Genomic DNA, 2,138 nt, shown 5'->3' on the forward strand with positions numbered 1-2,138 from the left:
AGCGGCGGACGCGACGCCATTGCCGAGGCTGCAAAGCTTCTGACGGAAGCAAAGTTCCCGGTCATCCTCAACGGCGCAGGTGTCGTCATCGGTGGCGCGATCCCGGAATCCATCGCGCTTGCCGAAAGGCTCGATGCGCCGGTCTGCTGCGGCTACCAGCACAATGACGCCTTCCCCGGCAGCCACCCCCTCTCGGTTGGCCCGCTCGGCTATAACGGTTCCAAGGCCGCGATGGAACTGATCGCCAAGGCCGATGTGGTTCTGGCGCTCGGCACTCGCCTCAATCCGTTCTCGACGCTGCCCGGCTATGGCATCGACTACTGGCCGAAGGACGCCAGGATCATCCAGATCGACATCAATCCGGACCGCATCGGCCTCACCAAGAAGATCACGGTCGGCATTTGCGGCGATGCCAAGCAGGTCGCGCAGCAGATCCTCGACCAGATGGGCGCCAATGCAGGCAATGCCGGTCGCGACGAGCGCAAGCAGCTCATCCATCAGCGCAAGTCCGCCTGGCTGCAGCAGCTTTCGTCGATGGATCACGAGGATGACGATCCGGGCACGCATTGGAATGCCGGTGCCCGTGAGCGCGAGAAGGACCGTATGTCGCCACGACAGGCATGGCGCGCCATTCAGGCCGGCATGCCGAAGAACGCCATCATGTCCACCGATATCGGCAATAATTGCGCCATCGGCAACGCCTATCCAAGCTTCGAGCATGGACGCAAATATCTGGCGCCGGGCATGTTCGGTCCCTGCGGTTACGGCTTCCCATCCATCGTCGGCGCCAAGATCGGCCAGCCCGACACGCCGGTGGTCGGCTTTGCCGGCGACGGTGCCTTCGGCATCTCCATGAACGAGATGACCTCCATCGGTCGCAAGGGCTGGCCTGCGATCACCATGGTCATCTTCCGCAACTATCAGTGGGGTGCCGAAAAGCGCAACACGACGCTGTGGTACGACAACAACTTCGTGGGAACCGAGCTCAATCCCAATCTGAGCTATGCCAAGGTGGCGGATGGCTGCGGCCTCAAGGGTGTGACCGTCGATAGCCAGCAGGCGCTCACCGAAGCCTTGCAGACGGCAATCGATGAGCAGGCCAAGGGCGTGACCACCTTCATCGAAGTCGTGCTCAATCAGGAACTGGGCGAACCTTTCCGCCGCGATGCGATGAAGAAACCCGTCATCGTGGCCGGCATCGACAAGGCCGACATGCGCCAGCAAATGCCGGTTTGAACCAGTCCATCAATGATCCGGCCGGGAGGACAACTCCCGGCCATTCCAGAGAAACAAACATCCATGCTGCCGTTGGAAAAGATTTTTGAGAAAGCCCGTTCAAGGCCACGCCACATCGTGCTGGCCGAAGGCGAAGACCCGCGCATCATCGATGCGGCGCTGCGTGCCGAACGGGAAGCCATTGCCCGCGTCACGCTTCTGGGGTCCGAAAATATCATCGGCAGGCAGATCGACGGTTCAAAGATCGCGATCATCGATCCCAAAACATCGGACAGAAGCGCAGATTACGCGCAAAAACTCTATCGGTTGCGTCAGGCCAAGGGCATGACCGAAGAACAGGCCGAAGCTATGGTGAAGACACCGCTCGGCTTTGCCGCCATGATGGTGCGGGAGGGCGATGCGGATGGAACCGTGGCCGGTGCGGTTGCAACGACAGCCGATGTGGTGCGCCATGCCCTGCAGATCATCGGCAAGGCCGAAGGCGCTTCGCTTGTCTCCAGCTTCTTCCTGATGCTGTTGTGCCAGTCGCATCATCAAAAGAAAGGCGCTTTCGTCTTTGCCGACTGTGGCCTCGTGGTGGAACCGGATTCCGCCCAACTGGCCGATATCGCCATCCAGTCGGCAGACTCATACCGCCAACTGACCGAGAAAGACCCGGCCGTGGCCATGCTGTCCTTCTCCACCGGCGGCAGCGCCGCGCATGAACGCGTATCGAAGGTCGTTCAGGCAACCCGGACGGTGCGGGAGCGCAAACCCGATCTGTGCATCGATGGCGAGTTGCAGTTCGACACCGCTTTCGTGGAGGCGATCAGCCATGCCAAATCACCCGGTTCTCCTTTGAAGGGCAATGCCAATATCTTCGTGTTCCCCAATCTGGAAGCCGCCAATATCGGCTACAAGAT

2 protein-coding genes are annotated in these 2,138 nt (G+C 60.6%); both read left to right on the forward strand.

Features of this window, described 5'->3' with window-relative positions; all coding sequences use genetic code 11:
- The coding region (locus ACYSN1_RS21795) for a sulfoacetaldehyde acetyltransferase (RefSeq protein ID WP_461727573.1) at positions 1-1,236 on the forward strand (1,236 nt) is incomplete at its 5' end.
- 63 nt (positions 1,237-1,299) lie between these two features.
- A partial coding sequence (locus ACYSN1_RS21800) for a phosphate acyltransferase (protein WP_461727574.1) occupies positions 1,300-2,138 on the forward strand: 839 nt, incomplete at its 3' end.

Source organism: Brucella sp. LJL56 (assembly GCF_054871705.1).